Annotated in this window: 19 protein-coding genes and 1 pseudogene; 11 read left to right on the plus strand and 9 right to left on the minus strand. The window is 69.3% G+C overall.

All coding sequences use genetic code 11. The features are described 5' to 3' along the window. Positions 1-26: 26 nt before the first annotated feature. Entirely contained in the window at positions 27-1,694 is a 1,668-nt protein-coding gene (locus tag IDF66_RS10050; protein ID WP_190266729.1) for an HNH endonuclease signature motif containing protein, read from the plus strand. A 68-nt stretch (positions 1,695-1,762) separates the two neighbouring features. Here IDF66_RS10050 and IDF66_RS10055 read toward each other — a convergent pair whose 3' ends face one another. Both IDF66_RS10055 and IDF66_RS10060 read right to left on the minus strand, forming a co-directional pair. Then, positions 1,763-2,377, minus strand: a complete 615-nt coding sequence (locus tag IDF66_RS10055; RefSeq protein WP_164308208.1) for a TetR/AcrR family transcriptional regulator — start codon at positions 2,375-2,377, stop codon at positions 1,763-1,765. Positions 2,378-2,478: 101 nt separating this feature from the next. Then, on the minus strand, positions 2,479-3,684 hold the full coding sequence (locus IDF66_RS10060) for a glycoside hydrolase family 3 N-terminal domain-containing protein (RefSeq protein WP_190266730.1): 1,206 nt from the start codon (positions 3,682-3,684) through the stop codon (positions 2,479-2,481). Between the two features lie 29 nt (positions 3,685-3,713). On the opposite strand from IDF66_RS10060, the gene IDF66_RS10065 reads away from it, so the two are divergent. From IDF66_RS10065 to IDF66_RS24190, 3 genes and pseudogenes are all read left to right on the plus strand, one after another. Then, on the plus strand, positions 3,714-4,220 hold the full coding sequence (locus tag IDF66_RS10065; RefSeq protein WP_164308205.1) for a universal stress protein: 507 nt from the start codon (positions 3,714-3,716) through the stop codon (positions 4,218-4,220). A 55-nt stretch (positions 4,221-4,275) separates the two neighbouring features. After that, a complete protein-coding gene (locus IDF66_RS10070; RefSeq protein ID WP_161060666.1) occupies positions 4,276-4,476 on the plus strand; it encodes a DUF2613 domain-containing protein in 201 nt (66 codons plus the stop codon). 77 nt (positions 4,477-4,553) lie between these two features. After that, positions 4,554-7,856 (plus strand): annotated as a pseudogene (locus IDF66_RS24190) (alpha-(1->3)-arabinofuranosyltransferase domain-containing protein); the annotation flags it as partial. 845 nt (positions 7,857-8,701) lie between these two features. Here the strand turns inward: IDF66_RS24190 and IDF66_RS10080 are convergent. Continuing rightward, positions 8,702-9,967, minus strand: coding sequence for an acyltransferase family protein (locus IDF66_RS10080; protein WP_190266731.1), 1,266 nt, complete (start codon positions 9,965-9,967; stop codon positions 8,702-8,704). 119 nt (positions 9,968-10,086) lie between these two features. On the opposite strand from IDF66_RS10080, the gene IDF66_RS10085 reads away from it, so the two are divergent. Then, positions 10,087-11,361: a DUF3068 domain-containing protein gene (locus IDF66_RS10085; protein WP_190266732.1), complete on the plus strand. Its 1,275-nt coding sequence runs from the start codon at positions 10,087-10,089 to the stop codon at positions 11,359-11,361. Here IDF66_RS10085 and IDF66_RS10090 read toward each other — a convergent pair. After that, positions 11,288-12,523, minus strand: a complete 1,236-nt coding sequence (locus tag IDF66_RS10090) for a polysaccharide biosynthesis protein (RefSeq protein WP_190266733.1) — start codon at positions 12,521-12,523, stop codon at positions 11,288-11,290. The two genes, IDF66_RS10085 and IDF66_RS10090, sit on opposite strands and share 74 nt — an antisense overlap. Before the next feature lie 117 nt (positions 12,524-12,640). On the opposite strand from IDF66_RS10090, the gene IDF66_RS10095 reads away from it, so the two are divergent. Both IDF66_RS10095 and IDF66_RS10100 read left to right on the plus strand, forming a co-directional pair. Further along, positions 12,641-13,561, plus strand: coding sequence for an HpcH/HpaI aldolase/citrate lyase family protein (locus IDF66_RS10095; protein WP_164308203.1), 921 nt, complete (start codon positions 12,641-12,643; stop codon positions 13,559-13,561). A 20-nt stretch (positions 13,562-13,581) separates the two neighbouring features. Continuing rightward, a complete protein-coding gene (locus IDF66_RS10100; RefSeq protein WP_190266734.1) occupies positions 13,582-15,285 on the plus strand; it encodes a hypothetical protein in 1,704 nt (567 codons plus the stop codon). Here the strand turns inward: IDF66_RS10100 and IDF66_RS10105 are convergent. Beyond that, positions 15,200-16,390 carry a glycosyltransferase family 4 protein gene (locus IDF66_RS10105; RefSeq protein WP_190266735.1) on the minus strand — a complete coding sequence of 397 codons (1,191 nt, stop codon included), beginning with the start codon at positions 16,388-16,390 and terminating at the stop codon, positions 15,200-15,202. The genes IDF66_RS10100 and IDF66_RS10105 overlap by 86 nt on opposite strands. A 242-nt stretch (positions 16,391-16,632) precedes the next feature. On the opposite strand from IDF66_RS10105, the gene IDF66_RS10110 reads away from it, so the two are divergent. From IDF66_RS10110 to IDF66_RS10120, 3 genes are all read left to right on the plus strand, one after another. Further along, positions 16,633-17,391 carry a TetR/AcrR family transcriptional regulator gene (locus tag IDF66_RS10110; RefSeq protein ID WP_190266736.1) on the plus strand — a complete coding sequence of 253 codons (759 nt, stop codon included), beginning with the start codon at positions 16,633-16,635 and terminating at the stop codon, positions 17,389-17,391. Positions 17,392-17,399: 8 nt separating this feature from the next. After that, entirely contained in the window at positions 17,400-18,155 is a 756-nt protein-coding gene (locus tag IDF66_RS10115) for a class I SAM-dependent methyltransferase (RefSeq protein WP_164308199.1), read from the plus strand. Positions 18,156-18,245: 90 nt separating this feature from the next. Continuing rightward, positions 18,246-19,901 (plus strand): acyl-CoA synthetase, encoded by a 1,656-nt coding sequence (locus IDF66_RS10120; RefSeq protein WP_190266737.1) that lies wholly within the window; start codon positions 18,246-18,248, stop codon positions 19,899-19,901. 27 nt (positions 19,902-19,928) lie between these two features. On the opposite strand, the gene IDF66_RS10125 is transcribed toward IDF66_RS10120, so the two are convergent. After that, positions 19,929-20,651 carry a hypothetical protein gene (locus IDF66_RS10125; RefSeq protein ID WP_190266738.1) on the minus strand — a complete coding sequence of 241 codons (723 nt, stop codon included), beginning with the start codon at positions 20,649-20,651 and terminating at the stop codon, positions 19,929-19,931. Continuing rightward, complete coding sequence (locus IDF66_RS10130; RefSeq protein WP_190266739.1) at positions 20,648-21,313, minus strand: TetR/AcrR family transcriptional regulator; 666 nt, start codon at positions 21,311-21,313, stop codon at positions 20,648-20,650. Before IDF66_RS10130 ends, IDF66_RS10125 begins: the two co-directional genes overlap by 4 nt. A gap of 58 nt (positions 21,314-21,371) precedes the next feature. Here IDF66_RS10130 and IDF66_RS10135 point away from each other — a divergent pair, with 58 nt between their 5' ends. After that, a complete protein-coding gene (locus tag IDF66_RS10135; protein WP_190266740.1) occupies positions 21,372-23,000 on the plus strand; it encodes an MFS transporter in 1,629 nt (542 codons plus the stop codon). Positions 23,001-23,018: 18 nt separating this feature from the next. On the opposite strand, the gene IDF66_RS10140 is transcribed toward IDF66_RS10135, so the two are convergent. Both IDF66_RS10140 and IDF66_RS10145 read right to left on the minus strand, forming a co-directional pair. Further along, positions 23,019-25,577, minus strand: a complete 2,559-nt coding sequence (locus tag IDF66_RS10140) for an ABC transporter permease (RefSeq protein WP_190266741.1) — start codon at positions 25,575-25,577, stop codon at positions 23,019-23,021. A gap of 4 nt (positions 25,578-25,581) precedes the next feature. Continuing rightward, a complete protein-coding gene (locus tag IDF66_RS10145) occupies positions 25,582-26,451 on the minus strand; it encodes an ABC transporter ATP-binding protein (RefSeq protein ID WP_190266742.1) in 870 nt (289 codons plus the stop codon). Positions 26,452-26,467: the final 16 nt, after the last annotated feature.

Genomic DNA, 26,467 nt, shown 5'->3' on the forward strand with positions numbered 1-26,467 from the left:
TCGGTGGTCGAATGTATGTTCGATTCATGTCCACAGGAATGCTGCTCGAGCAGTTGCGTGCCGATGAGGATCATCGCGCCGCCGAGTTGATCGAGGTGTTACACCATTGCGTGGCGGTGAGCGCCTCTGCCGACTTCCGAATGTTGCAGGCCGTCAGCCTGATTCATGACGAGTACGAGGAGGATTACCTCGCAACGGTTGCGGCCGCGGTCGGTTCGGGTGAGGCCACCCCACAGACCATCTCGGCCACCGCGATGCTCGGTCGTGCCGGCGACGACCCTCGCGGACGCTACGGCCCCAACGGACTGGAGAAGACGATCGCCGAAATCGGTGCGGCCCTGACCGTCACACCCGCGCGGGCGCGTGAGTTGATCGTCGCCGGCAGCGTGATGCGCAATCAGTTGCCCTTCGTCGGTGGCATGCTGGCCATCGGACGCATCGACCTGCCGCGGTTCCTGATGGTGGTCAAACGCAGCGAGCTGGTCGATCAGGAGAAGATGGGGTCACTCGACACCGCACTGGTGGGTGAGATCGAGAATCGTGGGCCGATGTCGATGACACGTTTCCTGACGATGCTCGACGCGACGATCGCCCGGACCGATGCCGGGGCCACCCGCAGACGTCGCGAAGTCGTCGCCAAGGATCGGGCGATCACAGTGCGCTCGGATCGGCACACACCGGGCCAGGCGCGGATGTCGGCAACCCTGCCCGCCGAACACGCTGCTGCCGTCAACGCACGACTCGACGCGATGGCCGCCGACGTCCACGACGAAGACCCGCGTACCAGAGCACAACGGCGCCTCGACGGACTCGTGGCCCTGGCCGGCGGACACACAGTGCTCGAATGCCGTTGCCAGGACTGCCTGAGCGGTACTCCCGACACCGCCGACGGCACTGTCGCACAGCCTGATGCATCCGACCAGCCCGAGGAGGCTGCGGCCCCTCGGACAGATTCATGCGATGCATCCTCGGCCCAACCCCGTGACGGCGCACCGCGACCCACATTCCACATCGTCGTGAACCTGTCCACACTGCTCGCACGCGACGACGACCCGGCGTTCCTCGACGGGCACGGTGTCATCGACGCCGCGACCGCTCGCGCTCTGCTGACCGAGGCCCACCGGTCCTACGTCCACACCGACCACGGCAACACCGACGACCACAGACACGGCGACCACGGACACAAGGGCAAGGACAAGGACGATCGCTGGCACAATCCTGCTCACGCCCGGCGTGCGAGGGCCGAACGTCGCTACAAGCCGGGCCGCAAGCTGGCCGAACTGATCAGGTGCGGCGAGTTGTGCTGCACCTTCCCCGGATGCACCAACCCGGTCTGGCGCGCCGATCTCGACCACACAACGCCCCACGGCAAGGCCAGCGGAAGAACCAACCGGCGAAACCTCAAGCCGCTGTGCAGATTCCACCACCGATTCAAGACCTTCGATCCAGGATGGCGCGACTACCAGGACGAGATGGGCACTGTGTTCTTCCAATCACCGGACGGCCACATGTACCTGGGCAACGCCTACACGGGCCGCGACCTGTTCACCAGTCTCGCACCACCCGAACAACCGGCCGACCAGCTCGCGCGACGACGCATCGACCAGATACGTTCACGCCGAGCAGAATCGGCGAAACGCGCCGACAAACGTGAGATCGACCGCTGGAACGCGGAGAATCCGCCGCCGTTCTGATGTGGGTGTGACATCCGGGCCGACGCCTCGGGCGACTGCTCTGGGTGTCGCGCGGGGGACGGAGCGGTTCACTCCGCGACGACGTCGGCGGTCCCCACACCTTTCAGACCGCGCCAGGTGATACCGACCAGCAGATCCGTCGCCGTCTCGAGGTCGACGTCACCCTCGGTGATCCGGTCCGCGACGGCCTCGCCTGCACCCACCAGCGCGACGGCGGTGAGTTCGAAGTCGATGTCGCGAGCGCCCTCGACAGTGGTGCCTGCGCGGATCAGTTCGGTGACCATCTCGGTGACGCGGGCCCGACTGTCGGAGACGAAGTGCGAGAAGCTCGCCGTACCGACCGCGACGCGATAGAGAACCTTCCACGATTGCCGGTTCTCATCGACATAGCGCAGGAACTCCTTGACGACGGTGCGGGCCTGCTCGCGCTGGCGCAACGACGGATCGAAACCGACGCTCATCGCATCGATGAAGCGGCCCGACTCACGCGCGATGCAGGCGCTGAACAGCTCGTCCTTGGAGCCGTAATAGAGGTACAGCATCGGCTTGCTGATCTCGGCCTGCGCGGCGATGGAATCCATCGATGCCTCGCGGAAGCCGTTTTCGGAGAAGACCTTGACGGCGGCGTCCAGCATCTGTTGCTCGCGCACCGCGCGGGGCAACCGTTTGGTCCCGCCTGCCATCACCCCTCCTTGACACCCACACACATTGGACACCCACACACACTTGAGACCCACACACTTGAGTGTCAGAAGCTTACCGGATTACTTACCAGCCGGTAAGTTCAGCAGGTGAGAACGCCCTTCGACCGCAGAATCCGCACCACCGAGCGGTCCACCCGAGCCATCGTGAGCCGCTTCGCCGCGACCTCACGTTGCAACGAGTCGAGAACCGAGCTCACGCGGTCCGTGGCCAGCCACAACGCGATGTCCGAGCCCGCCTTGATGGCCATCGGGACCGCCTGCTCGATGGGATAACGAGCGCTGATGGCGGCCATTCCGGACAGGTCGTCGGAGAAGACGACGCCGTTGAAGGGGGGACCGCCGTAGGGCTGCCCGGTCCGCAACATGCCGATCGCCCGCGGGCTGATGCTCGACGGGGTCTCCGGGCCGGTCAGCCCCGGGACGATCAGGTGGCCGACCATCACCGCGGCATTGCCCGGGTTCTTGAGCAGCGTGCGATACGGCACCAGGTCGCTGCGCTCCAGCGACGACAGCGGCGGCGTCACCACGACACCCAGATGCGAGTCGCCGGAACCGTGCCCATGGCCGGGAAAGTGCTTGTACACCGGGGTGATCCCCGCCGACTGCAGACCGGCGGCGAAGGCCCCCGCGTATTCGGTCACGACGGCCGGATCGTTGCTGAACGACCGGTCGCCGATCACCTCGTCGTCGGCCTCGGCGCTCACATCGGCGTCGGGCGCGAAGTTCACGGTGACGCCCAGTTGCCGCAGCTGCCGGCCCATCGACTGGGCGATGGCCTGCACCTGGGCGGGCGTCTTGGTCTCCGCGAGTTCGCGGGCCGACGGGCTGTCGATGCCCAGCGACGACAAGCGCGAGACGCGCCCGCCCTCCTGGTCGACGGTGACCATCAGCGGAATCCTGCTGTTCCGCGAGATCCGGGCGGCAGCGCCGCTGGACAGGATCGACATGTCGGTCCAGCTGCCGACAAATATCCCGCCGACCTGTTCCTTGTTGACGATGGCCTGCGCATCGGCCGCCCCGGTGACCCCGACGACGAGCATCTGCGCAAGCTTCTGCCTCAGCGTCATCTTTGCGAGTTCAGCTGTGCCACAAGCTGATACCGGTGCAGCAACGGCGCTTGACCGCGGCGACGAGACCGCCGACGAGCTGCGGTACGCCGACGTCGAGCTCTCGGCGGAGCCCGGCGACTCCTCCGACGCACATCCCGCGCCTGCGATCACGACCACTGCGACCATCGTCAGTATCAGTACGCCACGCACCCGTCGACCTCGCTGAGATGAGCCCATGCCTCGAGTCTGGCATGTAATCTGGGCCCATGGACCAGGGTGTCCACCAGACGCTGATGATCGCCTACGACGGCTCGCCGAATGCCGATCGCGCGATTCGTTACGCCGCACAATTCCTCCGCGCCGCAACTGCGCACGTGGTGACCGCCTGGCAGCCCGGCGGGATGTCGCCGGCACGTCTGTCCACCCTCTCCGGCGGGATGCAGCCCTTCCTCGACACCCAGCTCGAGGCCGGCGTCGACCATGCGCTCAAGGAAGAAGCAGAGACCCTCAACAAGAGCGGTGTGGAACTGGCCGTCTCGGTCGGGATGGCTGCGCACGGATCACTCGTCGAGGTGGAGTCGACGGTGTGGGCCGCGCTGGTCGCCGCCGCCGACGCCCTCGACGTGGATCTGCTGGTCACCGGGACACGAGGGGCGTCGGGGCTGAAGGCACTCTTGCGGTCGAGCGTGGCCGAGGCCGTCCTCAAACATTGCCATCGTCCGGTGTTCATCGTGCCCGCCCAGTGCGAGAAGCAGCCGCCGGTGACTCTGTAGTGCAGTTTCCACGCACACAGCAGGGACCTATGTGGTCAATGGTATTTTCGTCGCCATGACCAACAACCGCCTCGTCGCCGGAGCCGTGGCCGGAGTCGCCGGCATCCTGGTGGGACTCGGCGCCGTGTTCCTCGGTGGGTTCCTGTCCACCGAGACGAGCCCGTCGACAGACGTCAACAGCGTCAATCCGAACAGCGGTTTCGTCCAGGGTTCGGTCGACTACGGCACCCGGGGCGATGCCGGGGCCGACAACTGACCTTCGGGCCTGACCTGACCACCGCGGTCGATCGGTCCGACCCGGCACGGATCCGCGATCCCGCCCTCGACCGGACCCTGTCGAAGCGGGGCGTCGCCGTCGCCACGCTCTGCGCGCTCGTCGTATCGTTCCTGCAGTCCCCCGGGCGGATCGCCGCCGACACCAAGCTCGATCTCACAGCCGATCCGATCGGCTTCCTGAGCCGCGCCGCGCACCTGTGGTCCCCCAATGCGCCGATGGGCCAGGTGCAGAACCAGGCCTACGGCTACTTCTTTCCGCATGGCGCCTTCTTCGCGCTCGGCGACCTCGTCCACATCCCGCCCTGGATCGTCCAGCGCACCTGGTGGGCGCTGCTCCTCGTCATCGGCTTCGTCGGCATCGTGCGCCTCGCCGAGGCGCTCCGCGTTGGTTCGCCGGGATCGCGGGTGATCGCCGGGCTCATCTTCGTGCTGAGCCCTCGCGTCCTGACCACCATCGGCTCGATCTCGTCGGAGACATTGCCGATGGTGCTGGCCCCGTGGGTCCTGGTGCCGCTGGTCGGCGTCCTGCGCCGCGAACGCGGCCCGATCTGGCGGCCTGCACTGCAGTCGGCCGCGGCAGTCGCGCTGATGGGCGCCGTCAACGCGGTGGCGACGCTGGCGGCGCTCGGCGTCGCCGTCGTGTGGTGGCTGCTGCACGCGCCCGCCCTCAGCTCTGTCGCGCCGGCGCGCTGGTGGCGGTTCGGGGCATGGTGGGCCCTCGGAATGGCGATGGCGTGCGCCTGGTGGGTGGTACCGCTGCTCATCCTGTCGCGGGTGAGCCCGCCGTTCCTCGACTTCATCGAGTCGTCGCGGGTCACCACCGAGTGGACCTCACTCACGGAGGTGTTGCGAGGCACCAGTTCGTGGACCCCGTTCGTGTCGCCGGAACGCGTCGCCGGCGCGGTGCTGGTGGACCAACCAGCCGCCGTGTTGGCGACCGGCGTACTCGCCGCCGCCGGTCTCGTCGGATTGTGCATGCGGCACATGCCGTTCCGCGGGCGACTGGTCACCGTGTTGGTGATCGGCCTGCTGCTGATGTGCCTCGGATTCGCCGGCGAGCTCGGTTCGCCCATCGCCGAACCGGTCCGCGTGTTCCTCGACGGTGCCGGCGCGCCGTTGCGCAACATCCACAAATTCGAACCCTTCATCCGCATCCCGCTGGTCCTGGGCACCGCGCACCTGCTCGCCCGCGTACCGCTGCCCGGCACGGCCCCCCTGCGGGAGATGTCGGCCGCCTTCGCCCACCCGCAGCGTTCCCGTCCCGTGGCCGCCGCGATCGTCGTGGTGGTTGCCGCCATCGGCGCGGGCTCGTTGATCTGGACAGGACAGCTGGCTCCGGCAGGCACCTACCGCGCGATCCCCGATCACTGGTCGGCCGCATCGAAATGGCTGTCCGCACACGGCAGCCCACCGGGCAGCACCGCACCGGTCCGCAGCCTCGTGGTCCCGGGCGCGCCGTTCGCCGACCAGCTCTGGGGCCTCACCCGCGACGAACCGATGCAAGCCCTCGCCGAGGACCCCTGGGCGGTGCGCGACGCGATCCCGCTCACCCCGCCGGGCGCGATCCGGGCACTCGACTCCGTACAACGCGACATCGCCGCCGGCCGCGGCTCCCCTGGTCTCGCCGCCACCCTCGCCCAACAGGGCATCGGATATGTCGTGCTGCGCGCCGATCTCGATCCGGACACGTCGCGGTCCGCACGGCCGCTCGTCGCCCAGCAGGCCATGGACAACTCGCCCGGGCTGGACCGGGTCGCCACCTTCGGCGACGACGTCGGCCAGCCGAGCGTGCCAGGGGTGGTGCGCGACAACGGTTTACGGCCGCCCCTTCCGGCGATCCAGATCTACGCGGTACACAGCCCGGCCCGATTCCCCGGTACCGGTCCCGTCCTCGTCGACGCCGACGCGACGCCGCGGGTGGCCGGTGGACCGGAAGCGCTTGCCGCCGTGCAGGAACAGCGCGCCCGCATGGGACTCCCACCGCTTGGTCCGACAGTCCTCGACGCCGACGCGCGCCGGGCGGGCCTCGCCGACGGCCGCGGCGTCCTGCTCACCGACACCCCGACCGACCGGGAAACCGACTTCGGCCGGGTCGACGACCACAGCTCGGCGATCCGCGCCCCCGGGGATCCGCGGCGCACCCAGAATGCGGCACCCGACTACCCGGTCGCCGGTCAACCCCTCGTCGAGGGCCAATGGCTCCTGAACAACCAGCCGGGACAGGTCCGGGTATCGACGTCCGGGTCGGCCTCGGATGCAACACAATTGGGGCAGACGTCGCCGGCCAACGCGCCGGCCGCGGCATTCGACGGCGATCCGGACACGGCCTGGGTGAGCAGCGGCCTCGACTCGGCCGTGGGCCGCTGGATGCGTCTGGACTTCACCAAGCCACGCTCCGACCTCGCGGTGAGCATCACGACGAGCAAGGCCCTCGGCTCGGACGTCAGCGGGATCCTGGTGTCCACCGAGGCGGGCAGTTCCGTCACGCAGGGCGTCGAGCCCGGCAAGCCGGTCACCGTGACGGCGCCGAGCGGTCCCACCCGGTGGATGCAGATCCGGGCGATCAGCACGGCAGATGGCCGGGGCGGCAACCAGTTCGCCATCGGCGAGCTGTCGCTGGCCGATCTGTCGAGCCACACGCCACTCACCATCCGGCACCGTGTGGTGCTGCCGCCGCCACCTGCCGGGACCAGGGTGTCGGGGTGGCTGCTCGGCGAAGAACTCGGCGGCCGGTCGGCGTGTGTGACCGACGGCGACTCGCAGCGGTGCGCTCCCGGTCTCGGCCTGAGCCCGGAGACGCCCGGGATCTTCACCCGCTCGTTGTCGGTGCCCGACCCGACCGAGGTCGACCCGAGTGTGGTGCTGCGCCCGAAATCCGGGGACGCGTTGCGCGGGCTGATCTCCGCACCCGGGCAGATCACCGCGGACGGACCGACCGGCGTCGACGACCCCCGCGGCAACGCGGGGGCCGCGGTCGACGGCGACGTCGGTACCACGTGGACCGCACCGGAGACGTCGTCCGACTCCTCGACGGACAGGGCGTCCGGCGACAAGAAGCGTGGCGACAAACCGGAATTGGTGATCCGTCTCCCGCACGCACAGCGCGTCGACCGGTTGCGCATCGTCGCGCCGGAGCGCTACCCCGCCGCCCCGCGGCGGGTGAGCGTCGACCTCGGCACCGGGCCTCAGGTCCGCGACGTCGGGCGGGACGGTGTGGTCGAGCTGGACCCGGCGGTCACCGACCGCATCGATCTCACGGTGACCAAGACCGCCGACCTCATCGACGTCAACAATCTGGGGTTCGCCCGGCCGGCACCTGCCGGGATCAGCGAGGTGCAGATCAGCCCGGCACCGCAAGCACCCCCCGCCGACGATCGGATCGTCGATATCGGTTGTGACGCAGGCATCGGTCTCACCGTCTCGGGGCAGGTGGTCGCGATGTCGGTGCGCACCACGGCGGCCGCGCTGCGGGCCGGCGAACCGGTGGTCGCGCGGCCCTGCTCGCCCGCCGCGGTGAAACTCGGTGGCGGCGAACAGGAGTTGTCGGTCAACCCGGGATCGGCGTTCACCGTCGACCAGGTGGCCCTGCCGGTACACGGCGTGGCCACCGACGGCGGATCGTCTCCGGTCGTGCCGAAGGTCACCGATTGGGCGTCGACCCACCGCACCGTGCAGGTGGACTCCGATGCACACCGGCGTGTCCTGGTCGTCCCGGAGAGCACCAACGACGGATGGCAGGCGAGTCTCGACGGCCGCACGTTGAAGCCCGTGGTGATGAACGGCTGGCAGCAGGGCTGGCTGGTCCCGCCCGGCGCGGCGGGCACCGTGACACTGACATACCGCTTCGACTCGCTCTACCGGTGGTCACTCGGGGTCGGGCTGGCGCTGGTCGCGCTCCTCCTCGCGCTCGCCTGGTGGCCACGTCGCGGCGTCGAGACGCCCGACGACGGCCCGGCGGACTGCGCGGACCGCACGACCCCGGCGTGGGTCACCGCGACCGCGGTCGTGTCGTGGCTGGGCGCATCGTGGCTCCTGACCGGTTGGTGGGGTCTGGCGGTATCGGTCCTGTTGGGCGGCGCCTATCTCTGGATGCGCCCGCGGATCGGTGTCGCGGCGGTGTTCGCCGCCATGCTGCTCGCGACCCTGGGCCTGGCGAGCGGGCCATGGCATGCGGCGGGCGGGTACCACGGCTTCGACTGGTGGGTTCAGCTTCCGGCGTTGATCGCGGTGTCGCTCACGGTCTGGTCGGTCACGCTCGATGGTGAATCCGTGCGGACGCGTCTTCTCTCGCGGCTGCGGAGCCATCGGCGCGCCGGTTCTTCGACGAAGGCATAGCTCGCGGCCGAGACGCCGATGGTCAGCGCCACCGTGATGGTCCACACCAGCAGGAAGTCGCCGCCGAACGGGACGATGCCGAAGAGGGGAAACACCACCGCGAGCACGGCGAGATGCCAGATGAAGATCCCGTAGGACCAGCGGCCGAGGGCGAGCATCGGCGGCGAGTTCAGCAGGCGGAACGGACCGCGCGACATCACCAGTGGCGCCAGGATCGCCAGGCCGCAGATCGCGCCGAGCACCATCTTGGTGGCGAACTGCAGCGGCGAGAGGTCCCCCAGCCCGGTCGGTCCCGCGAGCGGAGTGCAGGCCAGCACATACGCCACCACCAGCACCGCCGCCATCAGCCATCGTCGCGCACCGAGACGTGCCACGACGCGCATCCACCGCGCCACCGGCCGATGCTCGTGCAGCTCGATCGCCCCGACCAGCTCGGCCAGGATCAGTCCGGCGATGAACCACGGCAGGTGTCCGAACACCCAGTTCTTCGGTTCCACACCGGCGGGGACGGGCAATGTCATGGCCACCCAGGCCCAGCCGAGACTCAGCAGCCCCAGTCCGAACAGGGCCGGAATCCGCGCGCGGACCCGCCCGACGCCGTCGTCGCGCACCCGGAGCCGGACGAGGGCGAAGCCGATCAGCGGGAGCAGCGCATAGAACGCCACCTCCACCGACAGGCTCCACATCTGCGTGAGCCCTGCCGTCAGCGACAGCGGGACGAAGACCTGCGTCAGCGTGAGGTTGGCCAGCCAGACCGTGAGGTCGGCGTTCTTCGCATCCGGCAACAGGGTCAGAACCAGGATCACCACGACGACATAGGCGGGCCAGATCCGGATCACCCGATGGGCGAGATAACGCCCGACCGCAGGCCGCGGCAGCGTCGTATGGGCGGCGGTCACCCACGGCCGCCAGAGCAGGAACCCCGAGAGCCCGAAGAACAGCGCCACCGCGAGGTCGAGGCGGCCGAGCGCCGGACCGACGACGGGCAACTCCACGGCGCGCGTCTGGAAGGCGACATGCGTGGTCAGCACCCCGATGGCGGCGAGTGCGCGCATCCCCTCGAGTTGCGGGAAGAAGCGTCGGCTCTCGCCGACGACGTCGGGAGTGTTGTCGGCACTGCTGGCGGTGGTGGTCATGCTGGTCAACCAGGGTACCGACCCGCGTCGTCGGATCGGCCGGCCGCGCGCGATCGGCGGGAACCGGGCACGGTCGGCGGGTTGGGGTGCTCGTCGGGGCGGCCAGTACGCTCGCCGTTATGTCGTCAGCGGGGGAAACGTCGTCGCCGGATGATCGGTCATCGCCCGAGCGCGCGTCGTCAGCGGAGGATCTGACGGCGGAGAATCTGACGCCATCGCGACCGAGCCGACTCTCGACCAAGGACCTCGTGGGACCGGTGCTGATCTTCGTCGGCGGTTTTCTGCTGGCGGCCGCCATCGCGCTCCCGACGCTCTTCGTCGACAACCTGCGCACCATCCCGCTGAGCACCGACGTCACCACCGTCGCACCGGCCGCCTCACCCGCTCGGGTCCTGGACCGGTGTTCGCTGGCCTCCCCGACGGCCCGCGTGGTCGACGCCGACCTGACCCGGCAGCAGCGCTTCGTGGCGGTGCGCCCGGCCGACGCGGATCGGGTGACGCTGCAGGCCGGGACGTCGGTGCGGGCCGAACACCTGAGGATCGACGGCCGTGAGGTCGATCCCGAGGCCCCACGCGCGGGCAGCGACGCCAGACCGGCGGCAGGCGCGTCGGCGTGCACCGATCCGATCATGGGTGCCGTACGCGACCGCATCACCCTCGATCGGGTCACCGCGCTCCCGGACCTGACCGCCGCAGCCGGTCAGCAGGGCAGCTCGGAGATCCAGTACGACAGCAACTCGGCACCCGTCCGCGTTCCCGATCGCGACGGCTACACGTACCTCATGCCGTTCGGGGTGTCGACCGCCGACCACACCTTCTTCGACGTCACGACCCGGCGCACCGTGCCACTGCGGTACACCGGGGACACCACGGTCGCGGGCCGCGACGTCGCGCGGTTCGTCGCCGTCGTCCCCGACACCGACCTCCACCAGATCGACAACGGGGACGCGCAGAGCACTCCGCCGACGATCATCACTCGCCCGGCCGGATGGTTCGGCGTCCCGGGCGTCGACCCCGCACGCAGCGTGAGTGCGACCCTGCACCACAGCGGCCGCTGGGAGCTCGCGGTCGACACCACCACGGGCACCATCGTCGACGCGCACATCGCCGTCGACGAGACTTACCGCTTCATCGACACCACCCTGCCCGACCGGCGGCTCACCAGCATGTCCGCGACATTCGCCTATGACGACCGGACCCAGCGCAGGCTCACCGAGCACGCCACCGCACTCGCCGCGCCGATCACCGTCTGGGGCCGGGTCGTCCCGCTGATCGCCGCGGTCGTCGGTGTCGCGACCATCGTCGCCGGTCTGGCCGTCATCAATCCCGCATGGCGGCCGCGCCGATGGCGCCCGAGTGCTGCCCCGGACGCAGACCCACCAGCGTCGTCGTGACCGCCGCGACCGTCGCGGTGACGGCCGCAGTCACCGCCAGCGCCACGATGCCGTGCACGACGGTCAGGATCACGGCGACCTCAGCACCCACCGACACCCAGGTCACCAGGGAGATGGCGGTGGCCTGCCGGGCGATCGCCGACAACAGCGCGACCTGGAGCACGGCGAGCATCGAGCCCGTGTAGGCGAATAGCCACAACACACCGACCAGGGGCTGATAATCGGGCCGGACGACGATGGGGACCAACGGACCGGCGACCGCGGCCCCGGCCGTGAGGACCACCCCGATCGCCGCCACCACCATCACCGCGTGGGCCAGTGATCGTCGGGAGATCGCGGGATCGGCCAGCCGCGGATAGAAGACGACGCCGACCGCCTGTGGCAACCAGAACGCGACCTTGGTGGCGATCGCCCCCAGGGCATAGATCCCCGCGTCGTCGGCCGACAACACGGTGCGGGACAGGAGCAGATCGACCGACGCCGCGACGATAAGCACCAGTTGCACCCCCGAGGCCCGGACCACGTCGAGCAGATCGAGCCCGCCCGGGATCGACGGACTCACCGCTCCTCGCGCCTGACCTGTCGACCGCACCGCCCAGGCCACCAGGACGACACCGACCGCGGCGCCGAGCGCACCGGCCGCCAGCGCACCGGTCGGTCCGGCACCGGCGGCCAGCACCGCGATCACCGGCACCGTGCGCAGCACCCCGACGGCGGCGAGTACCCAGCCGAGCAGCCGGAACTGTCCCCGACCCTGCAGCACTCCCTGGGCTGCCCCGATCACGGCCAGCATCGGTGCCGCGGACAAGGCTGCCAGCGCCGCATCCACCCCCATCGACGCCGACCAGGCCATCAGCGGGGCGGCCACACCGACGAGCACGATCACCACACCGACGGTCAGCAGGCAGACGCGGCGGATCCGGGCCGGGTCGGCGTGCTGGACGACGGCCCGGGCGACCACGGCCTGCAAGGCCAGGGCCGCCACCCCGAGTACCAGCATCGCCGAGAGCCCGACCGCGAACTCCCCGTACTCTGCGGTGCTCAGCCACCACCGGCTCGCGGTGAGGTGGATCAGGTAGGCACAGACGTTCGCGACCATCGATCCTGCGGCCACCCAGCCGAGGGCACCGGCCAGCGCGCCGCGGTCGGTTCGCTCCACCATGCGGTCAAGTGTGCATGTCGGATGCGTCGCGGAGCCGGAAGGGGCGCTTTGCACCCGACGACGCCGATAGGCAACGATGGTGAGGACAGTGAGCCCATCCGAACGTGAGAAAGCCCGATGTACGACCAGAACACGACCGACGACGTGGCCGACGGGCCGGCCGGATTCCGCATCGATCCCGTACTCGCGCGCAGCTGGCTGCTGGTCAACGGCGCGCAGGCCGGCCGATTCGGGCCCGCCGCGCAGTCCCGCGCCGACATCGTGGTGCTCGACATCGAGGACGCCGTTGCGCCGAAGGACAAGATCGCGGCGCGCGACAACGTGATCCGGTGGATGGCCGACGGCCACTCCGACTGGGTCCGCGTCAACGGCTTCGGGACGCCCTGGTGGGCCGACGATCTGGCGGCCCTCGCGACGACATCGGTTGGCGGCGTGATGCTCGCGATGGTGGAGTCCGTCGACCACGTCAGCGAGACGGCGAAGCGGCTCCCCGACGTCCCGATCGTCGCTCTCGTCGAGACCGCCCGAGGCCTCGAGCGGATCAGCGAGATCGCCTCCGCCAAGGGGACCTTCCGACTGGCCTTCGGCATCGGCGACTTCCGGCGCGACACCGGATTCGGCGACAACCCGGCCACCCTCGCCTACGCCAGGTCACGGTTCACCATCGCCGCCAAGGCCGCTCACCTGCCGAGCGCGATCGACGGGCCGACCGTTGGCTCGAGTGCCCTGAAGCTGTCCGAGGCGACCGCGGTCAGCGCCGAGTTCGGGATGACCGGCAAGATCTGCCTGACCCCGGACCAGTGCCATCCGGTGAACGAGGGCCTGTCCCCGTCACACGACGAGATCAGTTGGGCGAAGGAGTTCTTCGCGGAGTTCGAGCGCGACGGCGGTGAGATCCGCAACGGCTCCGACCTCCCCCGCATCGCACGCGCCACCAGGATCCTCGATCTGGCCCGCGCGTACGGGATCGAGTCGTCCACCGTCTACGAAGACGACCCGGATCACGTGCCGGCGCCGTCGGACACCTACCACTACTGAGCAAGCGACGCCGAGACGAGATGACCTCCCCGCGGCATCTGCTGCCCACTCTCTGTCTCGTCTCCGCCGCGCTGTCGGCGCTCGTCCTGGGCCCTGTCCTGCGCTCCGGTCATCTGCTCTACCGCGATGCGGTCTCCACGCCCCGCTCCTTCGTCACCGATCCCGCCCTCGGCCTCGGCGACGTGGCCGCGCGCGCGGTGCCACAGGACTGGGTGGTCGCGACGCTGAGTCGCCTCGTCGACGGCGGCGCCGTGGTCGCCGCACTCACCTTCGCGGCGCTGACCCTCGCCGGGGTCGGCTACGGCCGGATGGCGATCCGGCTCATACCCTCCGCACGCCTCAGCGGCGCGGTGGCCGCTGCACTCGTCGCGATCTGGAATCCGTATGTGGCCGAGCGCCTGCTGCAGGGTCACTGGAGTCTGATGGTGTCGTATGCGGCGCTCGGCTGGATCGTGGTCGGGGCGGTCGAGGTCATGCGCAGACCCGGGTGGCCCGGGTGGGCGCAACTCGCCGCCGCCACGGCATGCGCCGGTTTCACACCAACCGGATCGATCCTCGCCGCCGCTCTGCTCCTCGTGGTCCTGATGATCCCACTGGTCCGCACACGACGATGGCGCCAGATCGGAACCCTGTGCGGGATATGGCTTCTGGGTGCTCTCCCGTGGCTCACCGCCACCCTCGTCGGGACCGCGCCCGCCACCACCGGCTCCGACGGTTTCACCGTGTTCGGCGCGCGTGCAGAGTCGGGGCTGGGCACGGTCGGTACGGTGCTCGGTCTCGGCGGCATCTGGAATGCCGACGCGGTGCCTGCGAGCCGGACCATCTGGTGGGCGGCGGTGGCGACCCTGTTGTTGCTGACGGTGGTCGCCGTCGGGGCGCGGTGGCTCTGGGCTCATCGGGATCGGCACGACCGGCTGATCGGCGCACTCGCCGTGCTCGCCGGGGTGACCGCACTCGCCGTGACCATCGCCGCGCTCGGCCCGGTGGCCGCCGGACTGTCGCGACTGGCCGCCGACGTCCCCGGCGTCGGGCTGTTCCGGGACACCCAGAAGTATCTCGCCCTGATGGTGCCCTTCTTCGCGGTGGCCGCGGCGGCCGCGGTGCTCGCCGTCCGACGTTGGGTGCCTGCGGGTTTCGCACTCGCGGCGACGGCATTGCTGATCGCCGCGCCGCTCCCGGATCTCGCTTGGGGGGTCGGCGGACAGATCCGTACCATCACGTATCCGGCGGACTGGGCCACCGTGGCGCGCATCGTCCCGGCCGACCGCGGCGCCGTCGCGGTGTGGCCGACCGGTGCGGTACGTCGGTACGCGTTCACCGACGTCCCGTCGCTCGACCCGTTGCCGCGGATGGTGCGCGCGCCGGTCACCGATTCGGGATTGCTCACCGTCGACGGGGTCGTGGTGGACCCGGCGTCTGGTCGTGGTGCCGACGTGGATGCGGTTCTCCACCACGGCGGCTCACCGTCGTCGCTGGCCGCACTGGGCGTCGGCTGGGTGGTGGTGGAGAACCACGCCCCGCCGACTGCACTCGCCGGCCGGGCGACCGCCGTGTTCTCCGGCCCGGACCTGACGCTCTACCGTATCGATGATCCGGTCGCCGGCGCGGGCGCATCGGCGGCGTCACGCGCGGTGGTGATCAGTGCGCATCTGCTCTGGTCGGCGACGGTGCTGCTCGGCGTGGGCGCCGCGATGTGGGCAGCACGTCGTCGAACACCTCGATGAAACCGTCCGCGGTCGCCGACCACGAGTAGCCATCCGCCTTGCGTTGAGCGTTGCCGCCGAGCCGGGCCGCCTCATCCGGGTTGTCGATGAGTTTCCTGGTGGCACTGACGAGTTCGTCGACTCCATCCACCAGAAGTCCGGTCTCACCGTGCTCGATCGACTCGACCAACCCGACCGAACTCCGGTAGCCGATGGTCGGGACCCGGTGCTGTGCGGCCTCGATCACGGCGAGGCCCCACCCTTCCTTGCGGGAGGGCATGAGGTGCACATTCGCCTGGGCCAGAAGTCGGTGTTTGCGGGCCTCGTCGACGTGACCGTGGAACGTCACGTGCTCGTCGACGCCCAGTTCGGTTGCACGTCTGCGTAATTGATCCGACCACCACCCGCCGCCGATCACGTCGAGGTGGACCTCCGGTCGCGCGTGGGCCAGCTCGGCGACCACGGCAAGGGCGTCCTCGACCTGCTTGTGCGGCACGAGACGCGACAGCACACACAGCCGGGTGGCCGTCTCGGCTGCGTGCGAGGCATCGGCGACCGGTCCGGACAGTGGGTCGATCCCGTTGCGGATCACGGTGATCCGACCCTCGTCGACACCGAGGGAGGCGAGCTCGGCGGCCGACGGACCGGAGACCGTGACGTACCGGTTTCCGCGATGCACGCGCGGTGAGACCCACGACTCGAGGAACCAGCCGAGCCGGCCGAGGAGCCGGCCGGCCACCGGCCATTGCTCGCGATGGCAGTGGTGCACGAGGACGATGGTGGGCGCACGCGAGACGAGTGCGGAGAAGAACGGGATGCCGTTCTGGGTGTCCACCACGACGTCGGGGGCGATCCGACCCAGCCGACCGCGACCGAATCTGCCTGCCACGATCGTCGCGAGGGCTCGCGGATAGACCGTCAGACGACCGCCCGCTCGCAGGATGCGGACACCGTCACGGACATCTTCGGCCGGAGCACCGACGTAGGCGGCCGTGAGAAGGGTGACCCGCATACCCCGGGCCACCAGCTCGGCGCCGACGCGTTCCAGATAGCGCTCACTGCCGCCACCTTGCGGGTGGGCGGTGTCGCGCCAGCACAGAAGCAGGACATGGGTGGGATCGGTCATCGCAGAACAAGCGTACCGATCGGGATCAGCTCATCGGAAAGGTTCCCAGGGCCCGTACGTGGCGTCCCCTCCACATCGCGTCCGAACCCTGGGGACCTCATCCAGATGCAGGCTGCATTGCCATTGCGGCTACACTGTAGCCGAAACCCCGACGCGCGTCTACAACAGTAGTTGAGTCGGACCCGTCGCTCCATAGGTGATTCCGCCGCCTCCACCGACAGCTAGGACCACCAGGCCACCCGATGCCCGAAACCACCGAATCCCCCGAATTCGGATCACCAGACTGGTGGCACGAGCCCCCGTCGGAGCCGGCCGACGCGCACCGCGCTGCCGGCGGCCGACCTCCGTTTCCCGTCGACGAGATCCTCACCGAGGCCCTCGGGCTGCTCGCCGCAGGCGGGATCGACGGCCTCGGCATGCGGGCCCTGGCGCGACGACTCGGGTCGTCGACCTCCACCCTGTACCGCCAGCTCCCGGGTGGTCGGGAGGAGCTGTGCACCAGGCTTGCCGAACGCGTGATGTACGAGACGGTGACCGAGATCGCCGCGGCCGACCTGGGTGACGAGTGGAGTTCGGTGATCGAGGGTTCCGCCGTCATCGCGTTCGACGCGCTGTGCCGGAACCCGCACTCGGCCGCATTGTTCGCCGGACAGGTCCACTTCGGCCCGATGGGTCTGCTGCGGTACGAGGAATCGCTGCGCCTGCTGCTCGGCGCGGGACTGTCCCCCACCAGGGCGGCGGCCGCCGACCACGCGCTGGCCAGGCTCATCGTCGGTTATGCCCTGCAGGAGTCCCACGACGCCGCACCGAGGCGTGCGACGATCACCGAGTACTACCGCAGGCTCGACGCGACCCGGTTTCCGTCCGTGACCACGGTCCTGCCTGCCCTGCCCGAGGATCTGCGAGCCGAGTTCGTCTTCGCGCTGCGGACATTCGTGGCCGGCCTGAGACAACTCGTCGCGCAGTCGGCCGGCGATCCGGACGCGGACGAGGAAGGCTGAGACCACCGATGGCCCGCTCCACCAGTGGGTTCGCCCGGCACGCGACATTGTCCAGGGCGGCCCGCCTGCTCAACGACTTCCGTTTCGAACAGAGCGACCCGGCCCGCTTCTACGGCGCCATCGCCGACGACACGGCACAGATGGTCGCGGACTGGCATCCGGCCCCCCTCGACGGCGCAGTGATCCTCGACGTCGGGGGCGGCCCCGGCTATTTCGCCGACGCCTTCGACGATCGCGGTGCGCATTACATCTCGGTCGAACCGGATCCCTCCGAGATGCACGCAGGTGGTCTGGACCACCGCGCGTCGGTCCGGGGGGACGGTCGGCATCTCCCGTTCGCCGACGCGTCGATGGACGTCACCGTGTCGTCGAACGTCGTCGAACACACCTCGGCGCCCTGGGCGATGGCCGAGGAGATGCTGCGCGTGACCCGGCCGGGCGGGACGGTGATCATCAGCTACACCCTGTGGTGGGGCCCCTTCGGCGGACACGAGATGGGTCTGACGCACTACGCAGGCGGGCATCGCGCGGCCCGCTGGTACACCCGCAGGCACGGACACCCACCCAAGAACCTGTTCGGCACCTCCCTGTTCCCGGTGACCGCGGCGCAGGGGCTGCGATGGGCCGCCGACGCCGCCCCGCGGGCATCGCGCGTCGCCGCCTTCCCGCGATATCTGCCGCACCGGCTGTGGTGGGTCATGCGCGTGCCGGGCCTACGTGAGGTGCTCGGGACGAATCTCGTTCTGGTGCTGCGGAAACGCTGAGTTCGACCCCACGAGTCGCCGGGCGCGCCAGAATGTTGTGACGGGGGACACAGCCGATGGTCCCCGAACGCCGGGGAAAGGACGGGCCGCATGTCAGGTGCGCTCGACGCCGTGAAGGACCGATTCGACGACATCGCCCGCAACATCAAGAGTGCAGTGGTGCTGCAACGGACCGGCATCCTCGACTTCACCGATCTCACCGGGATGCTGCGCGGGATCAAGTGGGCCAACACCATGGGTGCGCAGGCGTCGCTGATCCTGCGGAACGCGCAGGAGTATCCGGATGCTCCGGCACTCGCCGACGAGCGTGGGGAACTGACCTACCGCGAGCTCAGCGACCAGGCCAACGCCCTCGCGAATGCGATGCTCGGCGCAGGCATCGGGCCCGGGTCGGTCGTCGGCGTGCTGGCCCGCGACCATCGCGGCCTGCTGCTGGCGATCACCGCCGCAGGCCGGGCAGGCCACAAACTCGCGCTGATGAACACGGGCTTCGCCAAACCCCAGTTCGCGGAGGTGGCCAGACGCGAGAACCTCCGGGCGGTGCTGCACGACAGCGAGTTCATCGACCTGCTCAGCGCGCTCCCGGCCGACATCCCACGCTATCTGACGTGGTCCGACGGCGACCACGACGACTACACCGCCCCACTGATCGAGGACATCGCCGCGACCGGCGACACGTCGTTGCCGCCGCTGCCGAAGAGTCCTGGCGGGTTCATCATCCTCACGAGCGGCACCACCGGCCTGCCCAAGGGTGCCCCGCGCGGCAAGATGAATCCGTTCGCCTCGGCGATGTTCGTCGACCGCATCCCCTTCCCGGAACGCGGCAGCGTGGTGATCGTCTCTCCGATCTTCCATTCCACCGGCTTCGGTATGTGGGGGGTGTCCACGGCGAAGGCCAACAAGGCGGTCCTGCTGCGCCGGTTCGATGCCGAGAAGACGCTGGCCGCGCTCGCCGAGCACCGGGCCGAGATGCTCGTCGCGGTCCCGACCATGCTGCACCGGATGATCGCGCTGGGTCCGGAGAAGATCGCCGAGTACGACCTGAGTGCGTTGCAGGCCATCGTCATCGCCGGGTCACCGCTGACCCCTGCTCTGAGCGAGGCCGTCCAGGATGCGTTCGGCGACGTCCTCTACAACATGTACGGCTCCACGGAGGTCGCCGTCGCATCGGTCGCCCAGCCGCAGGAACTCCGACTCGCACCGGGCACGGTCGGACGATCGACCGTCGCCGGTCGCCTACGCCTCTACGACGACGCCGACCGGCAGCTCACCGACAACCATCAGAGCGGCAGGCTGTTCGTGCGGAGCTCCGCGCCGTTCGAGGGCTATACCGACGGACGACACAAACAGATCATCGACGGCTACATGTCGACCGGCGACATGGCACATTTCGACGAGCACGGACTTCTGCACATCGACGGCCGCGACGACGACATGATCCTGTCCGGCGGCGAGAACGTCTACCCCGGTGAGGTGGAGAACCTCCTGGCCGAGCACGCCGACATCGACGATGTCGCGGTCATCGGGGTCGACGACGACGAATTCGGTACCCGCCTACGGGCATTCGTCGTTCCCACGCCGGGCGCACATCCCGAGGCGCAGGACATCCGCGACCACGTGCGAGCCCATCTCGCCCGCTACAAGGTGCCGCGCGACGTCATCTTCCTCGACGAACTGCCACGCAACCCCACCGGCAAACTGCTGCGGCGGGCGCTCGTCACGTGGCGCGACGAGGGCCGGACGTAGCGTCGTCGCACGCGTCACGCGACGTGATCAACCCGCGGGTATCGGCGCCGAGCAGGTCAGGGGGCCGCCGTTGCTCGTCGACGACGCCAGTAGGTCCCGGCCGTGCAGGATGTTGCAGGTGACCGGGCCACGCACGACGATCGCGTTGAGTTCGGCGGTGGCGCCGGTGACCGTCGCGGCCTGCGACCAGGGGGCGCCTGCCGCGGCGACCACCGTCGACCGGGTGCCGTTGATGTACCGGATCCCGATGACGTCGCCGTTGCCGGTCAACTGATAGACCACCGCGCCCGGTGCCACCGTCGGTGTCGGTGTGGTGGTGGTCGTCTCCTCGGTCGTCGTGGTGGTGGTCGCCGCCTCGGAGGTGGTGGTGGCGGCCGACGACGAGCTCGCGCCCGCGGTCTGCTCGTCGTTGTCGCCGGAGCCACGCGCGATCAGGATGCCGACCAGCGCCAGCACCACCACGGCCGCGATCACCGCGATCACCAGCCCGACCGTGCGTCCGGTGTTCTTCGGTGGTGGCGGGGGCGGCTCACCCGGGCCTGGCTCCCCGTACGGCGAACCGTAGGCGGCGGCTTCGGTGTAGGCCTGAGGCGGGCCGTACGGACCCGGTCGGCCTGCCGCCTCCGGCGGCTGGTCCGCGGGACCGCGGTCGTCGGGTCGGTAGGCGGCCGTCTCGTCGGCGGGGTCGAATCGTCGCGTGTCGGGATGCTCGCGATTCGGGTCCCAACGATCGTCGGGTGGCTGGGTCATGGGACCGATTGTGTCATTGTCTCCGTCTGCGGCCGCGCTCGCGCGCCGCGAGTTCCGAGGTGGGCCGCCTCGATCGACGGCCGCATCCAGACCGAGAGATATGCCCGCAATTCGGCCGGTGCCGGGATCTCGTCGTCGGGGCGATGGATGTAGGCGCCGATCACCAACAGACACCACTCGACGAGTTGGTCGAACATCTCGTCGTCGAATCCCATCCTGCGCCAGTCGAACTCGAGCTCGTCGAGGATCGCCCTGGCCTGATCTCGCGCTGCGGGCCCCGTCATCGACCCGCCGAGGAGGCCGGTACTGGCCCCCGGTCCGAGCAGGAAGACCAGCACCCGGTCGGTGGTGAGGATCTCGATCGCCGACGCCACGAGCTCCACGACGGCCGCGGCCGGATCGGTGATCGCCCGGACGCGATCGATGATGGTCGGTGCGGCCGTCCGTCCCGAGTCGAGGGCCACCGCGGCCAGCAGCTCCTGCACACTGCCGAAGTACCGGTAGACGGTCTGCCTGGTCACCTGGAGTTCCTGCGCCACCAGGGTGACGCTGACCGCGGCGCCCTCGGATTCGATCACCCGCCGCGTCGCCGACAGGATCCGCGCGACGGCCTCCGCGTCGTCGATGGGGAGTTCGCCACCCCAACCCGTGCGTCGTGCCATGACGTCACCCTAATCGCAGCACTGAACATACAGTGGCCTACACATGTATGGTCAGACGATGATCTCGGATCAGCAACGAGCGGATCGGCAGAGCGAGGGCACGGAAACGACGAAGGACCGGATCGGGGCGCGCGGGATCTGGCTGATGTGCGTCGCCTGCGGAGCCCTCTCGGTGGTGGCGGGTGCGATGACGGCACTCAACGTCGCGCTGCCCGAGATCGGACCGTCCATCGGCGCGAGTTCGACGCAGATGACCTGGCTCGTCGACGCCTATACCGTCGCGTTGGCCGCCTTGCTCCTGCCGTGCGGGGCACTCGGCGACCGATACGGCCGGCGCGGACTGCTCGTCGTCGGGCTGGTGGTGTTCGCGATCGCGTCGCTGCCGCCGCTGTGGATCGACGACCCCATGATCGTCATCGCCAGCCGTGCACTGGCCGGCGTCGCCGCTGCGATGATCATGCCGGCGACGTTGTCGTTGCTGACCTCCGAACTCCCCGAGTCCCGACGCCCCCTGGCCGTCGCCATCTGGGCGGGGGTCGCCGGCGCAGGCAGTATCGGCGGCTTCTTCGTGAGCGGATTCCTCCTCGAGTGGTTCACCTGGCGGTCGATCTTCGTCACGTTCGCCGCCGTCACATTCGTGCTTGCCGTGGCGTCCTGCACGATCGCGACCTCCCGCGACGACGAGCCCCGACGGTTCGACTTCCCCGGCGCCCTGCTGTCCACCTCGGCTGTGTTCCTGTTCGTCCTCGGGCTGCTCGAATCACCGAGCCGTGGCTGGGACGACGCCATCGTCATCGGGGCGCTGGCCGCCGGCCTGGTGCTGGCCGTGGTGTTCGCGTTCGTCGAATATCGGCGGGATGCACCACTTCTCGATGTCCGCCTGTTCTCGAACCGGGCGTTCTCCGCAGGCGCGTTCACCATCCTGGTGCAGTTCTTCGCGTCGCTGGGGCTGTTCTTCGTGGTGCTGCAACGCCTGCAGCTCGACTTCGGGATGTCACCGCTGATGGCCGCCACCGCGATGCTGCCTCTGATCGCGGTCATCATGGTCCTGTCCCCGATCGGCGGCTGGCTCGCGGTCCGCTACTCGCTGCGCACCATCCTCGTCCTGGGGGTGGGGCTCACCGGCGTCGCGCTGATCCTGATGGGCGTACTCGACTACTCGAGCTATCTCAGCCTGCTCCCGTTGCTGCTCCTCGGGTCGGCCGGACAGGGCTTCGCCACGGCACCGCCCACCACGGCCATCATGGCCAACACGCCGTCGGCGAACCAGGGCGTCGGATCGGCCGTGAACGACACCTTCCGCGAGGTCGGCGCAGCCATCGGCATCGCCCTGGCCGGAAGCATCGTGGCCGCAGGCTACAGCCGCAACATCGCCCCGATCGCCGACAAGGTGGCCGCGACCACCGGGTCGGCCGAACTCGGCGACCACATCTCGCGCTCCCTCGCCGAGGCACTACACGCCCTCGACGCCCTGGTCACCCAGTACCCCGCGCAAGCCGGTGCGCTCGGGCAGGTCGCCGACCAGGCACGACACGCCTTCGTCGCGCCGCTGAACACCGCCTGCATCGTGATGGGCGTCGTGATCCTCGTCGGCGCCGCCGTCCTGGCCTTCCTGAGTCCCGACGCGATGACGCCTGCCGCCGACGAGCCTGCCGCCGAACCCGAGCGCCAGCCGGCCGCCCGCTGACCCGGTTCCCGGTCGCGATCAGGCCTCGGCGATCGCCTCCAGCGGTCGGGTGCGTGCCGCGCGAACCGCGGGCCACAGCGCGGCGAGGACGCCGACCACCGCCGACGCGACCAGGGTGATCACGATGAGGCTCCACGGTAGGACCGGTGTGCCCAGACCCCACTTGGCCAGAGTCCGCACCAATGCCCAGCCGATGACACTGCCCAGGATCACCCCCAGGATCGCGCCGAAGATCGCGATGAGCACCGACTCCAGATAGATGCTGCGCCGCACCTGGGACCGCAGCATGCCGACGGCCCGCAGCATGCCGATCTCCCGTGTCCGCTCCACCACCGACAGCGCCAGGGTGTTCACGATGCCGAGTACGGCGATCAGCAACGCCAGGCCGAGCATCGCGTAGAGCGTCGCCAGCATCTGGTCGATCTGACTGGAGACCGAGCTCTTGAACTCGTCGCGGTCCTGGACCTGGACGGTCAGATACGAGTCGGTGGCGTTCTCCAGATTCGTGCGCAGCACGTCGGCCTGCACGCCGGGTGCGGGCGTGACGAAGATGGTGGCGCTCACCCGTGCCGACGGCGGCACGAGTTTGTCGTAGACCGTCGGGCCGACCATCCACGGTTGCAGCGCCTCGTTGTCGGCGTACACGCCGGACACCGTCACCGGGATCCGCTCCCCGGTGGGGCCGGTGAAGGTGACGACGTCACCGCGATCCCAGCCCTGCGTGTTCCGGGTGCGTTCGCTGACCAACATGCCGTCGGCCGGAAGGTTCGGGGAGGCACCGTCTTTCATGTCCATGATGGCGACGTCGTCCGGCTGGCCGCCGAGCGCCCCGTATCCGGCCACCGTCTTGTCGTTCACCTCGGCGCGGACGACACCGAAGCTGACCGACGACCCGACGCCGTCCACGCCCTCGACGGCGGTGGCGACCGAGCCCGGGATCGGCAGCTGATTGGCGCCGGCGACGATGAACTCGGCGCGCAGACCCGTGTCGACTGCCGTGTCGATGGTGCCCTTGAACGAGGTGCCGAGGGTACCGATCACGGCGACCAACATCAGTCCCAGGGTGAGCGCGAAGGCCGTCGCCGCGGTGCGGCGCGGGTTGCGCACCGCGTTCGTCCGGGCGAGCCTGCCGATCTTGCCGAAGGGTGCGCCGATGACCGTGCCCAGGCCCCCGACGATCGGCCGCGACAGGGCAGGCCCGGCCAGGACCACCGCGGCGATGGCCGCCGCCGAGCCGCATCCGACCGCGATCGCCGGTCCGAGGCCGACGCCCATGGCACCGATGATGATGGCCGCGAGGCCTGCGACGCCCAGGACGGCCCCCGCGATCGTGCGGGTGCGCAACGGCGCCGAACCCTCGGCCATGCCGGACCGCATCGCCTCAACCGGCGGCACCTTCGATGCGCGCAGAGCAGGCACCCACGCACTCACCATCGTCACGACCACGCCGACGAAGAGTGCTGCCAGCACCGCCCCCGCGCTGATCTGCAATGGCGCCTGGGGCAATCCGGACGCCGAACTCGTCAACGCCTTCAGCAGCGCGGCGAGCCCGATACCGATTCCCAGGCCGACGACACCGCCGATCACGCCGACGATGAACGCCTCGAACAGAACCGAGCGCGACACCTGCTTGCGGCTCGCGCCGACCGCGCGCAGCAACGCCAGCTCACGGTTGCGCTGCGCCACGATCATCGAGAATGTGTTGTAGATGATGAAGGTTCCGACGATGAGCCCGATCGCCGCGAACGCCAACAGGATTCCGGTGAAGATGCTCAGGAACTGATTGACGTTGTCCTTCTCGTCCTGCCGGACCTGATCTCCGGTGCGCACCTTGTACAGGTCCGGGGGCAGGGCCTTCTCGACGCGCTCCTGCAGCTGGGCGGGTGTCACCCCGGCGGCCGCGGACATATCCACCTGGGCCACGTGCTGCCCGTCGGAGAACAGCGTCTTCGCGGTGGTCTGATCGAACTGGACGTTGACGAAACCGCCGGTGGAGCCGGGCAGGTCGAGCAGACCCACCACGGTCACCTCGCGGGGCTGGGCGGAGCCCTGTCCCAGGACGACCTTGGACTTCGAGCCGACCTTCAGGCCTGCCTTCTCCGCCGCCGAGGCGTTCAGCGCGACCTCACCCGGGCCGGTGGGTCCACGACCGCCGGGCTCGAGTTTGCTGGTGTCCGGCGAGAGCGCGACGTCGGGCGGCAGGTACGCGGTGCCGACGCTCGGGGCACCGCCGGTCTGCAGGGCCTTGCCCTCGGAATTGGCGATCGTCACCAGACCCGAATAGTTGGCGACGATGCGGTCGATCCCGAGCTCCGATTTCCGGGCCTCGAGATCGTCGACGACCGTTTGCGGAACGCCCGGCGACTGATTGTTCTCCGGGGTGATCTGCACCGAGACCCCGGGAGCGACGGAGTCGAAGATGTCGTTGAACGCCTTGGAGACGGTCGAGGTGAACACGATGGACCCGGCCACGAACGACGTGCCGAGCACGATGGAGAAGACCGTCAGGAACAGACGGAGCTTGTGGGCGCGCAGGTTTCGCAACGAGACCCGGCGCATCACCGATGACGATGCCATGGTGTCAGCGCACCTCGGAGGTGTTCTCGTCGGCCGTGGCATCAGCGGCCGTGGCATCAGCGGCCGGGGCATCGGCGGCATGCTTGGGCGCATGCGGCTCCGATGCCGCCGGCTCGTCGAGGTTCTTCATGACCTCGAAGACGTCGTCGGCCGACGGGCGCGCCAACTCGCGCACGATCAACCCGTCGGCGAGGAACACCACCCGGTCGGCGTAGGAGGCGGCGCGCGGATCGTGCGTCACGATCACCACGGTCTGGCCGAACTCGTCGGTCGCCGCTCGCAGGATGTCGAGGACCTCACCCGAGGAGCGTGAGTCGAGATTTCCGGTCGGCTCGTCGCCGAAGATGATGTCCGGCTTGCCGACCAGTGCACGCGCACATGCCACGCGCTGCTGCTGACCGCCCGACAGCTCGCTGGGCAGATGGGTCAGCCGGTCGGTGATGCCGAGGCGATCGACGACCGCGTCGAACCACTCCTTGTCCACCTCCCGGCCCGCGATGTCCACGGGCAGCGTGATGTTCTCGGCCGCGGTCAGGGTGGGGACCAGATTGAAAGACTGGAAGACGAACCCGATCCGGTCGCGCCGCAACATGGTCATCGCCTTGTCGGAGAGTCCGGTGAGGTCGACGTCGCCGATGTGCACCTTGCCGTCGGTGGCCACGTCGAGGCCTGCGAGGCAGTGCATCAGGGTCGACTTGCCCGATCCCGATGGGCCCATGATCGCGGTGAACTGGCCGGCGGCGAACTCGATGGTGACCCCCCGCAGTGCCTCGACGACGGTGTCACCCGTGCCGTAGACCTTGGTCAGATCGGCCGCGCCGGCGGCGATCGGGTGTGCTGCGACGTGTGGGCTGTCCGTATGGGCCGATGTCATGGCCTCAACGGTGCCA

The organism is Gordonia hankookensis (assembly GCF_014673215.1).
Lineage (GTDB): Bacteria > Actinomycetota > Actinomycetes > Mycobacteriales > Mycobacteriaceae > Gordonia > Gordonia hankookensis.

Bases quoted from the DNA above. Each gene is read 5' to 3' on its own strand.
- IDF66_RS10065 (WP_164308205.1), top strand. From the start codon at position 3,714: ATGGACCAGGGTGTCCACCAGACGCTGATGATCGCCTACGACGGCTCG.
- IDF66_RS10050 (WP_190266729.1), top strand. From the start codon at position 27: ATGTCCACAGGAATGCTGCTCGAGCAGTTGCGTGCCGATGAGGATCAT.
- IDF66_RS10055 (WP_164308208.1), bottom strand. From the start codon at position 2,377: ATGGCAGGCGGGACCAAACGGTTGCCCCGCGCGGTGCGCGAGCAACAG.
- IDF66_RS10115 (WP_164308199.1), top strand. From the start codon at position 17,400: ATGGCCCGCTCCACCAGTGGGTTCGCCCGGCACGCGACATTGTCCAGG.
- IDF66_RS10100 (WP_190266734.1), top strand. From the start codon at position 13,582: ATGACCTCCCCGCGGCATCTGCTGCCCACTCTCTGTCTCGTCTCCGCC.
- IDF66_RS10105 (WP_190266735.1), bottom strand. From the start codon at position 16,390: ATGACCGATCCCACCCATGTCCTGCTTCTGTGCTGGCGCGACACCGCC.
- IDF66_RS10125 (WP_190266738.1), bottom strand. From the start codon at position 20,651: ATGACCCAGCCACCCGACGATCGTTGGGACCCGAATCGCGAGCATCCC.
- IDF66_RS10095 (WP_164308203.1), top strand. From the start codon at position 12,641: ATGTACGACCAGAACACGACCGACGACGTGGCCGACGGGCCGGCCGGA.
- IDF66_RS10145 (WP_190266742.1), bottom strand. From the start codon at position 26,451: ATGACATCGGCCCATACGGACAGCCCACACGTCGCAGCACACCCGATC.
- IDF66_RS10070 (WP_161060666.1), top strand. From the start codon at position 4,276: ATGACCAACAACCGCCTCGTCGCCGGAGCCGTGGCCGGAGTCGCCGGC.
- IDF66_RS10085 (WP_190266732.1), top strand. From the start codon at position 10,087: ATGTCGTCAGCGGGGGAAACGTCGTCGCCGGATGATCGGTCATCGCCC.
- IDF66_RS10110 (WP_190266736.1), top strand. From the start codon at position 16,633: ATGCCCGAAACCACCGAATCCCCCGAATTCGGATCACCAGACTGGTGG.
- IDF66_RS10060 (WP_190266730.1), bottom strand. From the start codon at position 3,684: ATGGGCTCATCTCAGCGAGGTCGACGGGTGCGTGGCGTACTGATACTG.
- IDF66_RS10140 (WP_190266741.1), bottom strand. From the start codon at position 25,577: ATGGCATCGTCATCGGTGATGCGCCGGGTCTCGTTGCGAAACCTGCGC.
- IDF66_RS10135 (WP_190266740.1), top strand. From the start codon at position 21,372: ATGATCTCGGATCAGCAACGAGCGGATCGGCAGAGCGAGGGCACGGAA.
- IDF66_RS10120 (WP_190266737.1), top strand. From the start codon at position 18,246: ATGTCAGGTGCGCTCGACGCCGTGAAGGACCGATTCGACGACATCGCC.
- IDF66_RS10090 (WP_190266733.1), bottom strand. From the start codon at position 12,523: ATGGTGGAGCGAACCGACCGCGGCGCGCTGGCCGGTGCCCTCGGCTGG.
- IDF66_RS10130 (WP_190266739.1), bottom strand. From the start codon at position 21,313: ATGGCACGACGCACGGGTTGGGGTGGCGAACTCCCCATCGACGACGCG.
- IDF66_RS10080 (WP_190266731.1), bottom strand. From the start codon at position 9,967: ATGACCACCACCGCCAGCAGTGCCGACAACACTCCCGACGTCGTCGGC.